This window comes from bacterium (Candidatus Blackallbacteria) CG13_big_fil_rev_8_21_14_2_50_49_14 (assembly GCA_002783405.1).
In the GTDB taxonomy this organism is placed as follows: Bacteria; Cyanobacteriota; Sericytochromatia; order UBA7694; family UBA7694.
In genome coordinates this window covers 1-15,129 of the sequence record PFGG01000080.1, presented here as the reverse complement: position 1 = coordinate 15,129, position 15,129 = coordinate 1, and the positions used below count along the sequence as shown (strand labels likewise).

At 43.0% G+C, this 15,129-nt stretch carries 13 protein-coding genes and 1 pseudogene; 3 read left to right on the top strand and 11 right to left on the bottom strand.

Annotated elements, in window-relative coordinates:
* Positions 1-113: 113 nt before the first annotated feature.
* On the bottom strand, positions 114-1,247 hold the full coding sequence (locus tag COW20_23120; GenBank protein PIW44699.1) for an NAD(P)-dependent oxidoreductase: 1,134 nt from the start codon (positions 1,245-1,247) through the stop codon (positions 114-116).
* Positions 1,248-1,479: 232 nt separating this feature from the next.
* On the opposite strand from COW20_23120, the gene COW20_23115 reads away from it, so the two are divergent.
* Together COW20_23115 and COW20_23110 are read left to right on the top strand one after the other, a co-directional pair.
* Positions 1,480-3,312: a hypothetical protein gene (locus COW20_23115; protein ID PIW44537.1), complete on the top strand. Its 1,833-nt coding sequence runs from the start codon at positions 1,480-1,482 to the stop codon at positions 3,310-3,312.
* The gene (locus tag COW20_23110) at positions 3,309-3,914 is read left to right on the top strand and encodes a hypothetical protein (GenBank protein PIW44536.1); all 606 of its coding nucleotides are present in this window, start codon (positions 3,309-3,311) and stop codon (positions 3,912-3,914) included. Before COW20_23115 ends, COW20_23110 begins: the two co-directional genes overlap by 4 nt.
* 42 nt (positions 3,915-3,956) lie before the next feature.
* Here COW20_23110 and COW20_23105 read toward each other — a convergent pair.
* The 9 genes and pseudogenes from COW20_23105 to COW20_23065 all read right to left on the bottom strand — a co-directional run bounded on the left by COW20_23105 (position 3,957) and on the right by COW20_23065 (position 12,823).
* Positions 3,957-4,157: pseudogene (locus COW20_23105) on the bottom strand (hypothetical protein).
* Positions 4,158-7,160: 3,003 nt separating this feature from the next.
* Complete coding sequence (locus tag COW20_23100; GenBank protein ID PIW44535.1) at positions 7,161-7,622, bottom strand: GNAT family N-acetyltransferase; 462 nt, start codon at positions 7,620-7,622, stop codon at positions 7,161-7,163.
* The gene (locus tag COW20_23095; GenBank protein ID PIW44534.1) at positions 7,609-7,992 is read right to left on the bottom strand and encodes a hypothetical protein; all 384 of its coding nucleotides are present in this window, start codon (positions 7,990-7,992) and stop codon (positions 7,609-7,611) included. Before COW20_23095 ends, COW20_23100 begins: the two co-directional genes overlap by 14 nt.
* Positions 7,993-8,076: 84 nt before the next feature.
* Positions 8,077-8,766: an rRNA adenine methyltransferase gene (locus COW20_23090; GenBank protein PIW44533.1), complete on the bottom strand. Its 690-nt coding sequence runs from the start codon at positions 8,764-8,766 to the stop codon at positions 8,077-8,079.
* Positions 8,767-8,991: 225 nt separating this feature from the next.
* Positions 8,992-10,155 carry a hypothetical protein gene (locus COW20_23085; protein ID PIW44532.1) on the bottom strand — a complete coding sequence of 388 codons (1,164 nt, stop codon included), beginning with the start codon at positions 10,153-10,155 and terminating at the stop codon, positions 8,992-8,994.
* 135 nt (positions 10,156-10,290) lie between these two features.
* Positions 10,291-10,548, bottom strand: a complete 258-nt coding sequence (locus tag COW20_23080) for a hypothetical protein (protein ID PIW44531.1) — start codon at positions 10,546-10,548, stop codon at positions 10,291-10,293.
* Between the two features lie 28 nt (positions 10,549-10,576).
* Positions 10,577-10,819, bottom strand: a complete 243-nt coding sequence (locus tag COW20_23075) for a hypothetical protein (protein ID PIW44530.1) — start codon at positions 10,817-10,819, stop codon at positions 10,577-10,579.
* A complete protein-coding gene (locus tag COW20_23070) occupies positions 10,816-11,043 on the bottom strand; it encodes a hypothetical protein (GenBank protein ID PIW44529.1) in 228 nt (75 codons plus the stop codon). The genes COW20_23075 and COW20_23070 overlap by 4 nt, the downstream gene beginning before the upstream one ends.
* A 169-nt stretch (positions 11,044-11,212) precedes the next feature.
* Positions 11,213-12,823: a hypothetical protein gene (locus COW20_23065; GenBank protein ID PIW44528.1), complete on the bottom strand. Its 1,611-nt coding sequence runs from the start codon at positions 12,821-12,823 to the stop codon at positions 11,213-11,215.
* A 152-nt stretch (positions 12,824-12,975) separates the two neighbouring features.
* Here COW20_23065 and COW20_23060 point away from each other — a divergent pair, with 152 nt between their 5' ends.
* The gene (locus tag COW20_23060; protein PIW44527.1) at positions 12,976-13,890 is read left to right on the top strand and encodes a hypothetical protein; all 915 of its coding nucleotides are present in this window, start codon (positions 12,976-12,978) and stop codon (positions 13,888-13,890) included.
* A gap of 160 nt (positions 13,891-14,050) precedes the next feature.
* Here COW20_23060 and COW20_23055 read toward each other — a convergent pair whose 3' ends face one another.
* On the bottom strand, positions 14,051-14,713 hold the full coding sequence (locus COW20_23055) for a hypothetical protein (GenBank protein PIW44526.1): 663 nt from the start codon (positions 14,711-14,713) through the stop codon (positions 14,051-14,053).
* Positions 14,714-15,129: the final 416 nt, after the last annotated feature.

Genomic DNA, 15,129 nt, shown 5'->3' with positions numbered 1-15,129 from the left:
AATTCTGAGGCATGTCTTTCAAGTTCACCCGATTCACAGTTGCGCTCCCCTCTTAACTGAATTCAGTCAAACCCAGGCACACGAGAGATTGATTTTAGAGAGACAAAACTTGGTCAAATCCGTTTGCGAACCAGCGCCAAAGCCCTGGAGTCAGGAAGTTCCACATCCGCCCAAGTCAGAACCTGGCCGGGTTCTATCCGCTGCTGAATCACCGCATCCTGGATCAGTCCCAGAGGCAAGTGTTCTGGATCATCCCGCCAGCGAACAGCCTCTCCGCGCAATTCAAAGCTGCCCAGGGCATTTTCAATCAAATCGCCCGGAAGCAGAAGTTTTTTGGCCACAGCCCGTACGCTGATAGCTGGATGGGGGCCGTTATTCAGCAAGGGCCCGCCCCCCTGAATCACCCGCCTGACCGTTTTGAGCATTTCATACTGGCAGAGGTGATAAGGCCGGTAAAGAGTATACCAGGGGCCAGGGCCCAGCTTCAGGTATTGCAGAGCGGGTTGATCTTCTGCTTGATGCGTAGCAGTAATAAAGACGCCTGGAGGCAAGGAGGGTGCCATCAGATAATCCGAAATTGCCTGACCGAATTCACTTGCCCGTTCGGCCAAGAGTCTCCCCCCAATATTCAGATCACTGGCAGCCGGCCCAGCCAGGCCAGTCTCTAAAATCTCTGCCCCCAGGCCATTGGCGACCAACGCCTGTTCAAACTGAAGTTTGGTGCCATCGGTAAAAGCCGTGGTCTGGCGCAGACGAATCCCCTGTCTGGACGACCAGTACAGCATGTCTTCAGGCGTTGGCGTATGATTCAAAAATTGCTTGATATTGCCGTAGACCCAGGGTTCAAAACCCATGCTCAGCACCTCTTCGCGTAGGGCAGCCAAACTGCCCGGCTGATCACCTTCTGCCTCTGTCAGAAGTCCCTGGCTGACAAGGGCTGAACCCACGGTGACATGCCATTCACAATGCATGGTTACTACCGATTTCCCCGCCTGGAGGGCCGTTTCAATCACCTCAGTGGCATGGCGAATATCCCCACTGCATTCCACAACCAGATCACAGCGCGCCAGAAAGTCGTCAAGCCTTTCGCTTGGCACAGCCACCGTCTGAAAACAGGGGGGAATTTCAGCAGGATTGCGACGGGTCAGTACCGCTGTCAGAGGCCATTGGGGGGCTATCCGCTGCAAGAGTCGGCCAAAACCGTTGGCAACAAAACCGCTGCCCACGATTCCAATCCGACAATTCAATGGATCTAAAAAGGGTTTGGAAGTGTTCATGCCCTTATTGTTTCATATTCGAGCGGGTATTGGTAAGTCGTCGAAAACTTCTTTTAAAAGGCAACCCTTTTCAAAGCAAGCGACGGCTGAGAGGCACAAGCTGGAGAAGGCTTGGCTATGAATCAGAATCAAACAGTCTTGGAAGGCGACTCTCTGAGTATGCTACACTGCATCCCATTCTATCCGCGGCAAGGGTATCCACATGGTGAAATCAGACGCATTGAAATCCCTGGATCTCTATACCCAGGGAATGGCGGCCTTTAAGGCACATCAACACGGACAGGCTGTTGCCCTGGTGCGTCAAGCCCTGGATTATACATTGCCCCCTCCGCAACGCACGATGATCACCCATATGCTGGGAATCCTGCTCTGTTATATCAGCGAATATGCAGAAGCGCGTCAATGCTTTGAAGCCTGTTTGGCCCAAGAACCCAATCACTTGCAGGCCATGTTTTACCTAGGGAGCCTTGAACGCCTGGCCGGGAACCTGGAGCAAGCCCGTACCCTCTACACCCAAATCTTACTCTATCAAGGCACAGAAAGCGCCTATCTCTATGCCTTGGCCAATACCCTGCATGAACAGGGACATCTTGATGAGGCCGAGGCTTATTATCGCCAGGTTCTCGCACATGCTCCAGAAAACTCTCACGCCCATTTTTTCCTTTCAGTCCTGCTGAAAAAGGCGGAGCAGAACGAGCAGGCTCAGTACCACTATTTAAAAGCCTGTGAGCTGAATCTCTGTTTTTTAACTTATAGCTCTGACAAACGCGCTTACCTGCCTGTAGTAGAAGGGCGTCTGGAACAGATTGCCACCCTGGGTTCAGAGGGGTTTACCCTCTTCGAAGAACTCTTGATTGGACTCTATCATGTGCCCACTTTTCCATTGACCGAGCATGCCTCTCTGATTCATACCTGGGGAGAAGCACTGCGCCCGCCCCTGGATCCTGGCCCCCGTCCCCCCCGCAAGAAGCTGCGTATAGGCTATTTTTCTTATAAATTTTGCAATTTCACCTCAACTCCCACGCTAAAAGCCTTTCTGCGCCAACACGATCACGAGGCGTTTGAAATCTGTCTGCTGGCCGAAGTCGAGCAGGAGGATAGCGACACAGCCGAATTTCGGCAAATGGCCGACCGCTTCGCAAATATTCACGGCCAGTCTGACGAAGCTGTCTGCGACCTGATTCGCTCGTGGGAGATAGATATTCTGGTCGATTTGGGGGGCCATGCCCTGAAATCCCGATTGCCAATCTTGGCTTACCGACCGGCCCCAATCCAGGTTTCGACCCCTCTTGCCTTTGCCAGTTCAAGCGGCATCGCCGACTATTATCTGGTAGATGCACCGCTTTTACTCGGAGAAGGGGCCGCCATGTTCAATGAAACCCTGATTCCGATGAAAACCGCCCTGGTCTGGGAACCGTCTCTTGCTCAGCGGCCAGAACCTATCAAGCGCTTAGGAGAGCCCCTCGTCTTTGGTTTCTGCAACCAAGCTCAAAAGATCTCTCTGCCCTTAGCACAAGCCTGGGCAGCAATTCTAAAGGCCGTACCTGATCTTACCTTGAGACTGAAATGTCCGGCATTTAACGATCCCAGCACACATTTTTATTTCAAACTCCTGCTGGAAAAGGCCGGGGTGCCTTTAAACCAAGTCAAGGAGGAAGGTTTTTCAGTCTATGAGAAGCATTTGGAATTCTTCAATGGTATTGATCTGTTGCTGGATGCATTTCCTTTTCAGGGTGGGGTAACGACCTGCGACTCTCTCTGGATGGGGGTTCCAGTCCTGTCTGTGGTCACCCCAGGTCGGGTTGGAAACTGTTTTCTGGTACAAGCAGGCCAGCAAGAACTACTCTGCGCAGATCTTGAAGACTATGTCGCCAAGGCCATCGAACTGGCCCAAAACCCAGAGCAGCTTCGCTTACGCCGTTCCCAGGTAAGGCTAGATTTTGAGGCTTCTCCCCTCTGCCAGCCAGCAGCATTTACCCGCGAACTGGAGCAAATCTACCGCGATCTTTGGGCCGGAAAGTATCCCCCCAAATGAACCCCTTCAACGAAGCCGTAAAACGGGTCCAATGCTGGGACATCGCTGCCCAGCATTTATACGAACAGCGGGGAGCCCCACCGGACTGCCTGCTGCAAAACCCTTTGGAACTTGCTGATTTCTGCCAGTGGATCGCGGAGCATCGTATTCGCTCATTTCTGGAAATTGGCATCTGGACCGGACGTTTGACCTGTTTTTTGCAGGATTTGTTTCAATTTGAGATGATTGCGGTTTGTGATGCCCGAATGGCAGAAACAGAAGCGGGCCTAAAAATTCAAGTTCCCCCTCAAACCCAATGTTTCTGGGGAAGTTCCCATTCAATTGAATACATGGCCTGGCGCAACGAACTCGGCCCTGTGGATCTGGTCTTGATCGATGCAGAACACAGCTATGAAGGGGTCAAGCAAGATTTTTTGATCAATGCCCGCTACCCCCAGAAATACCTGGCCTTTCACGATATTGCCGGAGATAATCCCTGGACAGCCGGAAGCAAAAGGCTCTGGCAGGAATTGCCAGGAAAGAAAACAGAAATCATTCATCCACGTGCCTATGCACATCAGGGAATTCCAATGATGGGAATTGGAATTTGGGCCGGAGTTTAATGTGTTCAAGGCAAGGGTATCTTACCAATCGCCCCCAACAGAGGAGGAATCACTGTCCCAACTGCCTCCTGAAGAAGAGGAACTACTGTCCCAACTGCTCCCCGAAGATGAGGAACTACTGTCCCAACTGCTCCCCGAAGAAGAGGAACTACTGTCCCAACTGCTCCCCGAAGAAGAGGAATCACTGAACCAACTGCCCCCTGAAGATGAGGAATCACTAGACGAACGACTGGAATAAGACGAGTACCTAGCTAAGGCAGATTCAGCATCCACAACAAGCTGTTTTGACCAGCTCTCTTCAACATTATTCAGCAATATTAGCAATTCAGCATAGTCCTGGGATGTCTCCAAATCCACCTCAGCCATCTGCGTGTAGTTTGTTTCCCGATACCCCTTGGCTTTTGCCTTATCCAAAAATTTGAGATGACGCTCGCCATGGCTTTGAAATTTTTCTAGAAATTCAAGACGCAAAGCCTCTTGGGCCTGACAATCTTTCTCTACTTTAACAAGCTTCGCCTGGCTTTCCAGCAGCACTTTTTCAGATTCTTCAAGGTAACGCCAAGCCTTGATAACCTTTTTTTGCTTCCATTGCGCCAATGCTTGTCCCAGGGTTGTCTCTGCTGCTTGGAGCTGCGCTTTGGCTTGGGTAATCTGATCGCTTAAATCAAAATCGAGATGGTAAGCTTGTATTTTTTTAAAGGTCAAGGTCAGTTCTTTGGCTTGTACTTTGATCATCTTCATTTGTTCTTGCAATTGCGTCACAAAATGCTCAAAGCCAACTAAAATTTCTTCAATTTTAGTAGATAAAGCCTTTGAAGTTTCAAAATGCATCAAAATGAACTGGGCCTGAGGCCATAAGACATTTAAGCCCTGTTTTTGGGTCTCAGAAATTAACAATGCCTGATAAGCTGTTTGTGCTTTTTCAAAAAACAGGGCTGGGTTTTGATCGTCTTCCAAAACCAGATCCGCAAAAGGTTGCGGTGGCTGGGCAGCATACTCCGCCAATCGGGGAAGAATCTCATAGTAGCCTTGTAGTTCAGTCAAGCAGGTCTGATGCACTTCTTTCAATGCCTCAATTTGATCGGCATAGGCCACAGGATCTTGCCAACGCAAGTGCTCCAAAGACTCATATAAGCGTTTACGATTTTGCGCTGTCTCCAAGAGAGGATGCTTGACCAAAGCAACCCGTTCTTCTCCCCAGGCCAAAATTTCCTCAGCCAATGACTCAGGAAAGAGCGCTTCTGGTGCCTGCCAACGCAAATCAGCTGCTGCTTTGAGTTGGTTCCAGCCCTGGAGCGCAAGCTCATAATCGGCCTGCAAATTCTGTTCAAAAACCTGGGGGTCAAGCGAAATCATCACGGTAGCAAAGCCAAAGAGCTTCTCCTGATTGCTTTTTTGCGTATCAAATTCAAAGGGTTGACTTAAGCCTTCTAAAGCCTGTTTAAGCGGCTGCTGATTAAGTATATGCGCCTCTGAAGCCAAGGCCTGACAAGCTTGTAGTTGGTCACCCATAGCCGTCAATTGCAATAAGATAGAGTCCACTTGTTGAGTGACTGTTTCAAAGAGTTCACGGGTTTTACCCTGCATGTCCTTCAGCCCTAAAATCGCATCACGTTGTGCAGACTCAAAAAACAAAGCCTTTTGATAAGCATTGTCCAACTTTGTTTTCCAATCTGCCTCAACCTGTTCAAAATGGGCCTTGAGTTTATGCCATTTTTCAACAAACAGCTTGCGCTTAAATTCTAAAACAGAAAATAAAGTGATCAGTGCAATCAAAAGCCCAAGCGCGGCAAAGCCCAGAACAGTCGTGAGTATTTCTGCCTTATCTCTGGCTCTCGTATCAGATTCTGCCATTAAATTTTTTAGTGCAAAAGTTGCATCGGCGACTTTCACCCACCTATTTTCGATTAAATCTGGCTGATAAGCTTCTAATGGGGCTTTTCCCGCCAGTAAAGCTTGGACACTTTCCAATTCTTGCTGAAAGGGCAATCGCTGTTCTGGCGTTGTATAGTGCATATTAAACAGTTTTTCTTGCCAAGAACTCAAGCTAACAGGCGCTTCAGCATTTTTTAAAACTTCAATCAGATCAGGAACTTTGCTTTGCACGCGTTCGAGTCCGTAAGCCTGCCGAATTTGATTGGCATAGATCTGATCGGTTTGTTTCAGCCTCATAAAGTGACGATCTAAAGCTTGAAGATCTTGAGAGTTTTGGGTTTCAAAAACTTCTAGAGCACGTTCTGCTTCGGTCACCTTTTCGCGCAAAAGCTTAAAATCCTCTGCACTCAATAAAAATTGCCAATTTAAAAGCAGTTTCAATCGGTCAAGCAGTTTATGGCTCGCCTGTTTTTGTGAGGCTAACTGGCGCTTGAGTTGTTCTGTTTTTCTGGTTTGAACGGCTTCAGGCGTATAATTTTGAGACAAATAGGCATCCACTTGTTTCATCATTTCAATCATGCCTGTTTTGGGAAGTTTTGGCGTTCCTTTGATGAATTTTTCAAAGATTTGGGTATAGGGAAGAAGAGCCGCCTTTTCAAATCCCAATTCGTTTTTAAATTGCGCCCCTGCAAGAAATCGGTATTTGCGGGGATGATAGCTGAGAATAAAAATTTGGCTTGTTTTTGCATCATAGAGCGAAGCAGAAGTCGTGCTCCAACGTTCAGCCAGTCCTTCAATCAGATCGATGGCTTCTTTGTCTGTCCCGCTTCCTGCGAGTTCGTTGACCAATACGACAAAATAGCGATATTTGAGTTTTTTGAGTTCAGTCTCAATTTCAGCCATGCCCGCCTTGCCAATCATGGGCGGGTCAAAATCCGGGGGCCAGGCATAGACAGATTTTCCCTTTTGCAAAAGAGGAAAACTTGCGTTCTCAGCCACTGCAGGCAAACAGAACACAAGCGTAAGCAACCAAATCCAAAGATATTTTTTTAACATTCCAGTGCTCTTCTCACTCATCATACCCCGTTTAGTATACTCTGTTGCTTGCATCAAAGATTCTTGAGCTGTAGATCATGCGTTTAGCAAATACAAGGAACTTCAGTTCAGATCACCCTGATTATTTTTACGATTGAAATAAGTACTAATGGTTAATAATATCGTAAATTTTATAAATCAGTTAATAAATAACTTTTTTATGAGCATATTTTTTCAGGCGCTTTCTTCTGGGGAATCCTATCCTGCAGTGTATCCAGAGCCAATCATTTTGTCGTGTTTTTCTAATTGCTTAATGGTCAGGCCAAGAACATCCACTTAGCCAAGATTTAGCTCGTAGGTCGTAAATTTACTCCCCAAGATCATAGATTCATAAACATTTGTAGACATTTTACGCAAGAACTTATACTCTGGACGGGTATGCAAAAGGTGGATATATATTTTGTCATGACCAAACTCTTGAGCCCATTGCATTAGCTCACCAAAGACCTTTTTGCCGATCCCCCAGTAATGCTCATCAAGCACAATTGCAATCTCGTACTGTGTATCAACCGATTGTATGGCACACCAACCAGCTAAAACGCCATTGACGCTCAAGGCCCGAACTCTGCAACCCTCAATTTGATCGACTTCTATTTTAGCTTTCATCCACTGCGCTACACTCTCTGTGTCAAATTTTTCATGCGCAATCAAATGCTCCCGAGTACTTTTCTTATTTAGCAATGGAACAAATTCATTGGGATCAATCTTGTCAAATCTTAAATACTCAATAAGACTCATTCTTCACCTTTTTCTTTGATATCTTTGTATAAAAAAACAGATCTGGATATATTCTAAATTTATCTAAAATAAAGTATTTTTTTGACGAACTTGAATGTGAAAAGTTCCCTCGTGTACTGCGCCCGAGATTAAGACAAAAGGTATACGCAAGTCCGCTTTTGCCGAGCAGGTGCACAGTGAGGCCATGCTCCTTGGTTACAATCGCAATGGAGTGTTCCGGCTCATACGAAGAGATATACTGTTTGATACCCACTTTAAGAGCAGCCTTGATGGCTGGCTTGTATTGCTCGACTCTCGAACCCATGGTGTCAGTCCTGCCCCACGGGTTGTTCCGAAGATTCTTGCTATGCAAAAAATAAAATCCAGGCATGAATAAGACAAAAATTCAGATTGATTGGAGTATTTTGTGATTGAAATAAGTATTTACAGTTTATAATATCGTGAATTTCAGAAATCAGTTAATAATTTCCCCCTTTTTAGTTGCCAATTTTTCTCGCCATTTTTGTATTTCCTCAGGTGTTTGTCTCACCCAATCTGTATATTCGCCAATGATTTTCAAAGGGGATTGAGAGCGATATGAGCGTGTCGGGTTGCCTGGGAATTTTTTATCTGTAACATTCGGATCATTCTCAAATACCCCAGTGGGTTCGACAATATAAACGCGTTCGCGCCCATCTCCCTGTGCCAATTCAGCAGCCAGGCCAGCCCCATTTGCTAGGGCTGTAAAATAAATATGATTCATTTTAATCTCTGGATTGTAATTCGAATTTCCGCCGGGTTTCAATAAATCGCCTATCTGCAAATCTGCTTTCGTTCCATGATAAAAAGGGCCCTTGTCAGAAGGTTTGTATCTGAAAGAAAGGGCCAATTCATTGTATTTTTTTGCATTGTCGGTGTCGTTTAATTGTTCATAGCATTCGGCAAGATTTGAATACAGGTTGGGGAATGCACTTTTCACAGAGTCATTGTCTATCTCCAACGCAAACTGCAAAACAATTTCTAACCATTTTAATCTGTCGCTCACTGTTTTTTGATATCGGGCAAGATAATGGGCTGAAAGAAATTTCTCAAAACTGCTTTCTGCTTCAGTCCAAGCCTGAAAAAACAGTTTACAGGCTTCATCAGGCCTGCCGTTTTCTTCCATTCCCAACCCTTGAAGGCATCGTTTCACAACAGGGTTATTCGGACTAAACTCGCTCATTTGATTGTCTCCTGATTATTTATTTCTCAGCGGTGAGAGAAGTTAACCTGCCTTACAAGAAAGCGATACTTGAGTTCACTCTCAGTTTCGGCCATATCCGTCTTGCCAATTATGGGATCGATCTTTCATATATTCTTCGATTAGATTCCTATTGTGCATTTGAGACACTTAATTAGATCTCAGTGCTTCAGGTATTTTATAAAGAGTAGAGACCATTCCATTACTTGAAATTTTTCTGATTGCATAATTCCCAGTATCAGCGACAAAAATATTTTTTTGTAAATCAATACTTATTCCATTTGGAGAATTGAATTTTGCTTGGCTTTTCTCTCCATCCTGATAGCCCATTGAAGATCCTGCATAGTTCTCCCTTCCTTGATAAAAATACTTGAGCACACCTTCAAAAGAAACAAAACTTGAGCCGGTGAAATTCGTATTTTTCACTTTAATAAGAATATTTTCTTCTGGAATAGTTGTCATTATTTGATCATTTTCGTCAATCAAAAGGTGAGAAAAAGAGCTAATATCTTGATTTTTAAATATTTTATCACTGTTGTAATAGCGTAGAATAATTGAAAGTAAATCTTTAATTTTTTTAAATTTGACGTTCTTTTCAGAATCATATGATTTCAAGTGCCAATAAAAACTCTCAAGATCCCCCAAAGCGGTCGTAAAATATATCTCATGATTAGGGTGAAAAAACAAATTAGCAATACCTAATTGGTTAAATTTTCTATTTGAATACAAACGCTTTGAGTCTTCAGAAAATGGAATATTAGACGGTGTGTATAAATCAGGCATCGGAATCTCTATATCCATTGGATTTTGAAATAATTTAGATGATTTTTTCATTTTTGTATCAATAGTAAACACACTTTTTTGATACGGAGCAGTTACTAATAATTGATCCCCGGAATCAATTTCGAGATCATCTCCCAGCAAACATGATAAGTCTTGAGAATATTCTAATTTCTTTGGCGTGGAATTTTTCTCATTCAGATTTATATAATAAATCTCTTGAGGAAAAGCGATTGTGTAGCCGTTCTTAAACTCAAATTTACGACGTCCAATAAAAAATATTTTTCCTAGTCCACTCGAAACCACAAGGTCATAGGGCGCGGGTATGTTTGTATCTAATTTAGAATGTCCACAGAAAACAGGATTTTTGGTAATGATTCCTTTTTCTGATAACAATTCCAAATCTGTTGGCAAAGGATCCTGCCGAGTAGAAACAGAGATCGGCACACAACCATTGGCAGGACAAAGTTGTACTCCTGGACCACAACCGGAAAAGAAGAACACACCTAAAATCAATAACAATTTATTTTGCATTGTTTGACCTTTAGTTTATCTGTAATTTCCTTCTCCGAAGTCAGTGGCATCCTATTCAGTTTTTATCTCCCCATTCAGAAAGTTTATTCCCAATGACCATTGGTTTATTATGGCCAAGTATTGTATCAAAGTCAATTATAGAAACCTGGGCAAAAGAATAGCACTAAAACCCATACCTAAAAATATAATCAACAGATTAAACAGAAAGGATAATAATAAAAATAAGGCTTTCTTCTTGCTCTCCTTAACATAGAAATAATCAAAAACAATAGACATTATCAGGCAAAGAATGAACAAACCTAAAAAAGAGGGCAAATGCAATACAGATTTCACAACAATCTGCAAAGGAAAAGCGAATAACCAAATACAAGCGCTTGCTTTTAATGCCGTCACTTTTCCCCTGCCAGACTTTAAATAGACTTTATCTAAAAAACTGAAGGAAGCGGCCTGAGTAAGCATAAATACAGGGAGCAAAAAAAACAACCATTTGTCCAACTGAAGTTAGATGAAGATTCATTTTATTTCCAAATACCTCTTCGCCGGCCAGAATAAGCAGCCCATGATTATAGCGTAATAAACTGCCCTTTGAATAGCCAGATATTTGATCAGGACAAAAGCAAGAAAAGCAATCTGTAAACCTGCTGAAGCCAAGTTGGGAGTTCAACTATGTCCTCTGAGCAAGCCTTCAAAGGATGCCATTTCAACAGTTTTCATCTGGCCATAGGGTTTAACTTGATGTACCCATAAAGGGTAGAGCTCATCAATGACCAGAATGGTTCGCTGGTCAGGTTGAACTTTTGTCAAAAGCCAATTCAGAAGTATATCTGCTAGGTCTTGAGAAAACCAGGAATAACGGTTCAGAAAATCGTATTCGGGTATAATTTCCATTGGGCGTTCTCCAAAGGTTTTGTCACTTTACAGAGTACGCCCTCTTCTTTGGAACTTCAAAATCTCCGAAACTACAGGTTTGCTGATCCCTGCACAAAATCAAAATTTTGACCCCCACTAAAAATGGGGATCCTATTTCCAACTTTTTCATTATTACTTCTGCTTAGGACTAAAATGGCGAAGGCCCAGCAAAAACATTATTTCCTGCACTTATCTTTGCAATATCAATTACCTGTGCAGTTGATGCACGGCCTTGATCTGGCCTTGCAGGTCGATCCCAGAGACTCATACATTTACCATTGCCAACAGAGATTGCCACATGTGCCGGATAAGGGCCTTTAGGGCCATGTTGTTCAATGAGTTGATCATGGTACCGCTTTTCTTCAGTAGCATTTCTAAGCATGTCGAATAATGCTTGTTTTTTAGGTTTCGATAACACTATCCCCAGATCGGTAATATCGTCTGGCCCCGTTAAATCAGCGCATTTAGCAGCCACAACCGTTTTTTGTCGATCACTCGCTTCAAGATAACCTTTTTCCATGAGTAGCTTATAAAGCTCAGGCGCAATTTTATTTGCCCTTAAAGCCCCAACTTCTCCCATTGTTACAGGTGTTTGTGGTACGTAAAAGACCAAATGTCCAGGAGGAATTGCTTGAAAATCACTGGCTTGAACGGCTGTGCAAGCTTGAGAAAAAAAGCCGAGATCTTTCCATATGTCCTTGGGATCTTTTTGGATAACAGTAGATGTTTCTGCATTTACATATGAGCCAAGATTGGACACGGTTTGGGGACGAAGTGCTCCATTCAACATGCCACATGTCAAAACACTTTCCCAGCAATTCATAGAATAACTATTCATATTTTTGTGTGCTGTTAAGCTTTGAATCGTCGCATCTGGAGAGGGCGCACCTTGATAGTTGAGTAGGGTTGTGAAAAATTCATTGGCACCTGGCCCACGCCACTCAAAGCTCCCCTCCATTAAAAGAGCTGTTGCTGCCAATCTTTCTGGAGGAGACGTCAATTCTAATTGCTTCAATAGTATTTGCAACTGTTCAGGATTTTTGAGAATTGCCTGTCTTTCCTCTAATGGCATTTGAGGAATGGCTTTCAGCGCTTTAGCGAAAACTGGATTTAGCTGGCTACTCGAAGAGCTAATTGAACCCAATTGAGAGGAGGAGGATACATCTTGTTGTGATTGATCGACTCTCTCGCTGAGAAACACTTGGCCAATGGCCAATTCTGTTTCTAAAATTTCGAGTAGAGAACCTTTAAGAGGTGAATCACCAAATCTCTCTTCAATGAACTGAATGTGATTCTTTTCAATTTGTCCTAAACGCTCTTGCAGCTCAGATGGATTTAGACATTGAAACAATGCCTCTTGCACATTACCTTTAATAGCTTGCCTTGCTTCTCCTAATACAGGGGGTTCTTCTTGAGAAACCATATCTCCCATCAATTTTTGCATTCCCTGAATAGATGGGAGATTGCCATGCTCTCCGCTTTCTGCTTCGCTATCATCTCCCACTTGGGATAACACAGAGGATTTGAGTGGAAAAGCATCGGGATTACTCGCTATTTCTTCTAATTGTTTACCCAGAGCCTCAAGGTTCAAGGGCTTAGAAACAACTCCCTGCCTGGGTGTATTTGGGGGAGCAATAAATCCAGAACGATTGACAGGGCTGGTTTGCATGATATTCTTCCTCAGCAGGTAAAAGGCTATCTTGATAAAGATATAGCACAAATAGTGAAGTTTGAAAATCACCCAGTGGGTGATATCCAACAAGAGTTATTCTGATTTAAAATATCTGTAAAGATTTATAAGAAATACTATCTGGGATTAAAAGAAAGATTTTAACCTTGTTCTAAATTTTTCTTTTCTCTTGTCCATCTATACTCTATGATAATAATCAAAGAAGTTTTGAGGGTGCTATTATGTTCAATTTTAAAGAACTAAGTAAAGCCCATCATTCGCTGTCACAGCGTGATAAAAATCGAGTCGACAAGAGTAAATCAGCCTATGCATCAGGCCTTAGTTATCTCCAACAATATACCCAAAGGCCTTCCCGTGAATTAATCAAAAAAGCCATCGCCCAATTTAAAACAGCGATTCAATTATCCCGTGCCTATCTGGCACCTTATATCGCTTTAAGTAATTTGTATTATGGAATGAACTTACTGGGTCCTGCTTTGAGATATTTTCAAGCAGCTCGGGAACTCGATCCCAGTTCAGAATATGTACTCAAACTTCAACAATTACTGACCAGCAAAGAGAAAATATCCAGCTTAGAGTCACCTGAAGTGTCTGTAGATTGGAATTCAACAAAAGGAGTAGTCTTGGATTATGACCAGCTCTATGATGATACCGAGGAGCTGATACAGCGTGAGGTTCAATTTACGATGACCATGCAACTTCTGCTACGTCCGACTCCTGACCCTGAGCAAATCCAAACCTTGCAACAAAGCCAACAACTTGTGCAAAATAAATACACCTATATCCTTCATCAACTAGAGGTTATCGATGCCGAAATAGACACTGAAGAACTCCGAAAACAATTAAAGCCAGTTGAATTGCGTTTGAAGCAGATAAACCGTTTACTTGAACAATGCCTTATTATGAGAAATCTGACTGAACAGCTCATGACGCTGATAGCCCGTGTACAACACGAATTGGCAGCAGTTCAACCTCAAGAAGCCGAATTAGAGTTATTCTTAGATCAGTGTGATGCCCTGGCTGATCAGATAAATGCTCTGGAGCAACAAAAAATAGCTATTCAAGAATTAGAAATTCTGTATAGCCAATTGGTCACAAAAATTAATGAGTTACAAGAATGGTTTGATCATGTATAAACAGCATTTTTAAAAAAAATAACAAACAATACATATTATTGACTTTTTATTTTCTTTATAAAAAGAATGATGACATTTTATGACAAATAAGTTTATCTTTCAAGAGAAAATTTTAAATATTTATCACCCAAAGAGTGATCCCCTTATGAATTGTTATTAATTAAAGGGTATGTATCACACCCGAATAGAAAGCTTTCTTTTTCAAGCTTTCTAGCTCTTTACATCCAGCTTTTTTGCAGATTTTTCTGAGATGCGTTTTGACAGTATTGGTACTAACTTTCAATTCATCAGCAATTTTAGCTTGTTTAAATCCTCTACAAAACAAGGCAAAGACATCTTGCTCCCGTTCCGTTAAAGGCGAAACCCACACAAATGGTTCACTGGGTAGAAAGGATTTTTGATGCATATTATAATACACAGCCGGATCCCAACAAAGTTCGCCTTTTAATAGTTTTGCCAACGTATTTTCCAAAGCTTCCAGCGGGCTCCCCTTCACAACATAGCCTAAAAGCAGCTTATTCGCAGTGTCCTTCCATTCCAACCAATTGTCATATCCGCTAAAAATAAGTATTTTTGGCTGTTTTTCCAGAGATTGAGAAAACTGAGCTACAGCCATGCCGTTCATATCGGGTAAGCTTAGATCCAAAATAACCAAATCCGGTTGATACGCATGAATTTGCTTCATTGCTTTAGTCCCTGATGTAGCCCTGCCATGGATATGAAACTGATATGGCAAATAACAACTACAGGTTAGCCAAGCTTCTAAGTAATCCAAGGTAGGCGAATCATCATCCACCAATACAACTGTGATGAGAGGAAACATCCAGGTACAATCCTAGTATTCAGACATTATCTTAAATTAAAGCATAGTTTTCAATAAAAACAAAAGCACAGCATCTTCTTAAGATTTTGATTAAAGAAAATAAGCCTTTATTGTATCCACATTCAGGGGTAGAGAATTCCAAATTGGATTTATGGATACCAACAGTCTTTCTCATGCGCTGGCATCTGGAAGTTAAAGGAAGTACCGGCAAAGCGTTGATTTTGTTCGCTTCCAGGCAACTTTTTCTGTAAACTTTGATTGAGGTTCGATTGGGTCATTCTGGTAAATATGGGGTCTCTAAGCGACACTACGCGACGAGGAGAGCTGCATGACATGCAAACTTTGTGAATGAACTACAGGAAATTCCAAATTGGGAGAAATTGTCAAATCAAGAGCGGATGCGTTTGCGCAAAGCC

What these genes read in the sequence shown, in the direction of transcription:
- COW20_23115 (PIW44537.1), top strand. Translation starts at nt 1,480, where the DNA reads ATGGTGAAATCAGACGCATTGAAATCCCTGGATCTCTATACCCAGGGA.
- COW20_23110 (PIW44536.1), top strand. Translation starts at nt 3,309, where the DNA reads ATGAACCCCTTCAACGAAGCCGTAAAACGGGTCCAATGCTGGGACATC.
- COW20_23100 (PIW44535.1), bottom strand. Translation starts at nt 7,622, where the DNA reads ATGAGTCTTATTGAGTATTTAAGATTTGACAAGATTGATCCCAATGAA.
- COW20_23095 (PIW44534.1), bottom strand. Translation starts at nt 7,992, where the DNA reads ATGCCTGGATTTTATTTTTTGCATAGCAAGAATCTTCGGAACAACCCG.
- COW20_23090 (PIW44533.1), bottom strand. Translation starts at nt 8,766, where the DNA reads ATGGAAGAAAACGGCAGGCCTGATGAAGCCTGTAAACTGTTTTTTCAG.
- COW20_23085 (PIW44532.1), bottom strand. Translation starts at nt 10,155, where the DNA reads ATGCAAAATAAATTGTTATTGATTTTAGGTGTGTTCTTCTTTTCCGGT.
- COW20_23070 (PIW44529.1), bottom strand. Translation starts at nt 11,043, where the DNA reads ATGGAAATTATACCCGAATACGATTTTCTGAACCGTTATTCCTGGTTT.
- COW20_23060 (PIW44527.1), top strand. Translation starts at nt 12,976, where the DNA reads ATGTTCAATTTTAAAGAACTAAGTAAAGCCCATCATTCGCTGTCACAG.
- COW20_23055 (PIW44526.1), bottom strand. Translation starts at nt 14,713, where the DNA reads ATGTTTCCTCTCATCACAGTTGTATTGGTGGATGATGATTCGCCTACC.